Source organism: Streptomyces sp. NPDC058683, from assembly GCF_042716195.1.
Classification (GTDB): domain Bacteria; phylum Actinomycetota; class Actinomycetes; order Streptomycetales; family Streptomycetaceae; genus Streptomyces.
In genome coordinates this window covers 134,910-139,683 of sequence record NZ_JBHXSK010000006.1, presented here as the reverse complement: position 1 = coordinate 139,683, position 4,774 = coordinate 134,910, and the positions used below count along the sequence as shown (strand labels likewise).

General features: G+C 65.5%; 3 protein-coding genes. 1 reads left to right on the top strand and 2 read right to left on the bottom strand.

Annotated elements, in window-relative coordinates:
- Positions 1 to 14: 14 nt before the first annotated feature.
- Entirely contained in the window at positions 15 to 485 is a 471-nt protein-coding gene (locus tag ACFWXC_RS08795; RefSeq protein ID WP_384475267.1) for a WXG100 family type VII secretion target, read from the bottom strand.
- Between the two features lie 14 nt (positions 486 to 499).
- The gene (locus ACFWXC_RS08790; protein WP_384475264.1) at positions 500 to 3,820 is read right to left on the bottom strand and encodes a WXG100 family type VII secretion target; all 3,321 of its coding nucleotides are present in this window, start codon (positions 3,818 to 3,820) and stop codon (positions 500 to 502) included.
- Between the two features lie 199 nt (positions 3,821 to 4,019).
- Between ACFWXC_RS08790 and ACFWXC_RS08785 the strand changes: the two genes are divergently transcribed.
- Positions 4,020 to 4,739 (top strand): hypothetical protein, encoded by a 720-nt coding sequence (locus ACFWXC_RS08785; RefSeq protein WP_384475261.1) that lies wholly within the window; start codon positions 4,020 to 4,022, stop codon positions 4,737 to 4,739.
- Positions 4,740 to 4,774: the final 35 nt, after the last annotated feature.

The window sequence follows — 4,774 nt, the reverse complement described above, 5'->3', positions numbered from 1 at the left end:
GATCGGGGGTTACCTCAGAATCCGGTTTCGTTGACCGCGGTGGTGTGGTAGTTCTTGCCCGGCGCGCCGCTCGGCTGGTCCACGACGTCGGTCGGCGAACCGGAGGAGGTCGAGCCACTGCCGGCCTGCACTATCCCGGTGTGGAAATTCAAGAACATCGTCTTGATGGCACCCTCGCAGTTGGCGTAATTCTGCGCGGCCTTCCCGATGCCCGTGGTCAGGATGTTGAGGACACCTTTGGAGGTATCCGCCTGCGTGCCGTAGAGCTGCTCCGTCACCGTCGTCCAGCGTGTGTTGAAATCGTTGGCGACGTCCGCCGCGTCTCCGGTCCAGGAAAGTCGCAGTTCGCTCAGGGAGTTCATGATGTCGGCGAGCGCGTCACTGATGTTCTGGCCGGCCGAGGTCACTTGGTCGCAGGCGGCGTTGAGACTGTTCGGATCCACCGAGAGCGTGACGGCGTTGTAGTCGTGGGGAATGTGCGACATTGGCTGATGCCTCCTCAGGAGCCCTGCGAATTGCTGACGTTGGCGTTCTCGGCGGAGATGTAGTTCTCCTTGCTGGTCATCATGCGCTCGATCATGTCGGTGAGGAGATCCTGGAGGTCTCTCATGACTTTGTTGACCTGGGTGGAGATATCGCTGAACGAATTGCCGGCGGGGCCCTTCCAGGCGTCTTCGACGACGCGATACTGATCCTGGATGGTGTTGATGTTGTCCTCGATCACATCGGCCCGGTGCCGGACCAGGGTGATGGACTCACCCAACTGACCGATGTCGACGGCCCAGGCCCCGGGGGTCATCACCGTCGTGCCGTCGGCGAGCACGTAGGAGCCGTCGCTCTGCAGGGTGGCGCTGTCGACTCCGTCGTCGGTGACGAGGTAGGTGGAGCCGTTGGACGCGGTGAAGATGCCGCTCTGGGTGTCGAGGGTGCCGGTGAGCACGGTGCCGTCCGCCAGGACGACGGTGGTCCCGTCGGAGGAGTAGAAGTCGCCGCCCGACATGTAGCCGTAGAGCACCGTGCCGTCGGGCAGGGTCTTGGTCACCCCGTCCTTCAGGAAACTGCCGTCCGGGGTGCTGATGCCGTGCTCGACCTCGCCGTCCGCCGAGACATAGACGGTCCCGTCCTGGGAGATCCAGCCGCCGTCCTGGGTGGCGCTCCCCAGCAGCGTCTGGCCGTCGACGGTCCGTGAGACGAGGAACTGCCCGTCCGCCGTGGTCTGTCCGTTCAGGACCGTGCCGTCGGACTGGATCTCGACGGTGCCGTCCTCCGACACCCACGTGCCGTCGCTCAGGACACTTCCGTACACCTGCTGACCGTTGACGGTCCGCACCTGTCCGTTCGGCAGGAACGTACCGTCCGGCGAGGTCAGCCCGTTCGCGACCTCACCCGTGGGGGAGACGTAGACCGTGCCGTCCTGGGAGATCCAGCCGCCGTCCTGGGTGTCGGTGCCCAGCAGCGTCTGCCCGCCGACGGTTCGCGCGGTGAGCGAGGAAGTGCTGTCCGACGTCGACTCCTCGGACTCGTCCGAGCCGGTCTCCTCGGCCGAGTCCGACGTGACCGTCCCGCCGTCGGCGGAACCGTCATCCACGACGGTGGCCGTGCCGTCGTCCGCGACCGTCGTGGTGCCGTTGTCCGTGACCGTCGTCGTGCCGTCCGTGCCGGACGCCGCGCCGTCTGGCACGAACGATCCGTCCGACGAGGTCTGCCCGTACTCGACCGCACCGTCCGCCGAGACGTAGACGGTCCCGTCTTCGGAGATCCACCCACCGTCCTGGGTGTCCGAGCCCAGCAGAGTCTGACCGTCGACGCTGCGCTCGGTCAGGAACTGCCCGTCGGACGAGATCTCCCCGTGTTCGACGACGCCGTCGGCGGTGACCATCGTCGTCCCGTCCTCCGACAGAAACGACCCGTCATCCAACTGCGTGCCATAAACCGTCTGACCATCGATCTGCTGCACTTCGCCATTCGCCAGAAACGAACCGTCCGGCGCCGTCAGCCCATGCTCGATCTCACCCTCACTCGAGACGTAGACCGTCCCGTCCTGCGAAACCCACCCACCGTCCTGAGTATCCGAACCCCACATCGTCTGACCGTCGACGGTCCGCTCGGTCAGGAACTGCCCGTCCGACGTGGTCTGCCCGTGCTCCACAACGCCGCCGGCCGTGACCATCGTCGTCCCGTCCTCCGACAAGAACGACCCGTCATCCAACTGCGTGCCATAAACCTCCGCACCATCAATGGTGCGTACCTCACCATTGGCGAGAAACGCGCCATCAGGCGCCGTCAAACCATGCTCCACCGCACCATCACTGGAGACGTAGACCGTCCCGTCCTGGGAAATCCACCCGCCGTCCTGAGTGTCCGAACCCCACAGATCCTGACCGTCAACCGTCCGTTCCGTGACGAACTGCCCGTCCGAGGTGGTCTGCCCATGCTCGACCACACCGCCGGCGGTGACCATCGTCGTTCCGTCTTCGGACAGGAACGAGCCGTCGTCCAAACGCGTGCCGTAAACGGTCTGACCGTCGATCTGCTGCACTTCACCGTTCGCCAGAAAAGCGCCGTCCGGTGCCGTCAGGCCGTGCTCCACCGCACCATCACTGGAGACGTAGACCGTCCCGTCCTGGGAAATCCACCCGCCGTCCTGCGTGTCCGAACCCCACAGATCCTGGCCGTCAACCGTCCGTTCCGTGACGAACTGCCCGTCCGACGTGGTCTGCCCGTGCTCCACAACGCCGCCGGCCGTGACCATCGTCGTCCCGTCCTCCGACAAGAACGACCCGTCGTCCAACCGCGTCCCGTACACCTGCGCACCATCAATGGTGCGCACCTCGCCATTCGCCAGAAACGCACCGTCCGGTGCCGTCAGGCCATGGTCCACCGCACCATCGCTCGAGACGTAGACCGTCCCGTCCTCGGAAATCCACCCGCCGTCCTGAGTGTCCGAACCCCACAGATCCTGGCCGTCAACCGTCCGTTCGGTGAGGAACTGGCCGTCCGGCGAAGTGTGCCCGTGCTCGATCTCGCCGTCGGCGGTGACCATCGTCGTTCCGTCCTCCGACAGGAACGAGCCGTCGTCCAAACGCGTGCCGTAAACGGTCTGACCGTCGATCTGCTGCACTTCACCATGTACCAGGAACGCGCCGTCCGGTGCCGTCAAGCCGTGCTCGACCGTGCCGTCGCTGGAGACGTAGACCGTGCCGTCCTGGGAGATCCAGCCGCCGTCCTGGGTGTCGGAACCCAGTACATGCTCCCCGTCGATGGTGCGTTCGGTGAGGGGCTGGTCGTCCGGTGCCGTCTGGCCGGGATCTGTGTCGCCGGCACCCGTGGTGGTCGTCGTCGCACCCGATTCCGGTGACGCGGACGTGGATGTGGCCGAATGGGTCTCGCCCTCGTGCGAGGCGGGCGTCGGCTCCGTCTGCGAAGTGCTGTAAATCGGCTGTGTGTTGTCGCGGGCCGATACTGTATTGCCCGCGTCCGTGTGATCCGGCGGCGTGTGGCTTTCATGAACTCCATGGCCTTCATGATCTTCATGGTTTTCATGGCCGGAGTGGGCGGTCGCGTCCGTGTCGCTGGTCGCCTGTGTGAAGAACGACCTGTCCAGGTCGATCAGCGGGCCGCCGTCAGGCGATTGACCGGGCGCGTCGGGAAAAGAGCCGTGACCGTCGGCCACCGGTTCCGCCAGAGTGGAACTCCCGGAATCCGGTGCATCCGATGTATTCGGCGTCTGGCCTTCCTGGTCCGTCGACGCGGTCGCGGGTTCGAACAGCCCCCGGTCCAGGGAGATCAACGCCTCGCCATCGGTGTGCGCATCGGTCATCTCGCCCCGTCTCCTCTCCCCGCCGGCGACTCCCTATGTGTCCGCACGTTAAGGGTCGTGGAATGGCAGGAGTTTGCGTAGATCCTTGTTCCTGACCAGGGGGACGTCCTGGAACGGGGACGTCGAGCGGCGCTCGATATCCCGGCACCATGGATAGGCCATTCAAAAAGGCCGATGACCGAAGAATGCGGGGTGTCCCATGGGCGACAGCGAAGACGTAAGCCCGCACGCATCGCAATACCAGAGCGACCCCTGGGTACCGAACGTGGACCCGGACGCGGGCGATCACGACGACCAGGAAGACGCGGCCGAGACCTACTCCGAGATCTACGGGGTCACGCCGACGACCGACCCGACCGACGACTCGGACGACGACGAGCCGCCGGACGAGATGGTGACCATGCCGAAGCTGAGCATGGCCTACACCACCTCCCCCGACCTGGTGCCCACCGAGCCGGGAGGCGGGTCGGGCGACAGTCCACCCCCGCTTCCGGACACCAACGCCTTCTCGATCGACCTGGGCGCGCTGCGGGCCGCGGAGCAGACTTTCCTCGATGCCGTCTCGAACGCGACGAGCGCGTACGAAACGCTGCGGACCAGGGTGCAGGCGGCCATCGACGACCCCAATCTGTTCGGCCAGAAGAATGGTCACATTCTTTCCGGCGGCCGGACGGCGACCTGGGTCCCGGACGAACTCGCCGAAAGCGGCAAGCAGTTCGCCGAGGCGATCAACCCGCAGCTGACGAAGGTCATGCAGGACGGCGCCGGCGGCATCGAGCTGATGGGCAGCTTCACCGCGTTGCTGAACAACGCCGGCCAGACCTACGCGGCCACGGACGCGAAGTCGTCCATGACGGATCCGACAACCGCTCAGCCGGCGGTGCAGATAAGTGACACGGAGTCGGGCTTGGCGATATAGCGAGTTCAGCGCACGTCGAACGGCGCCCGGCAGAC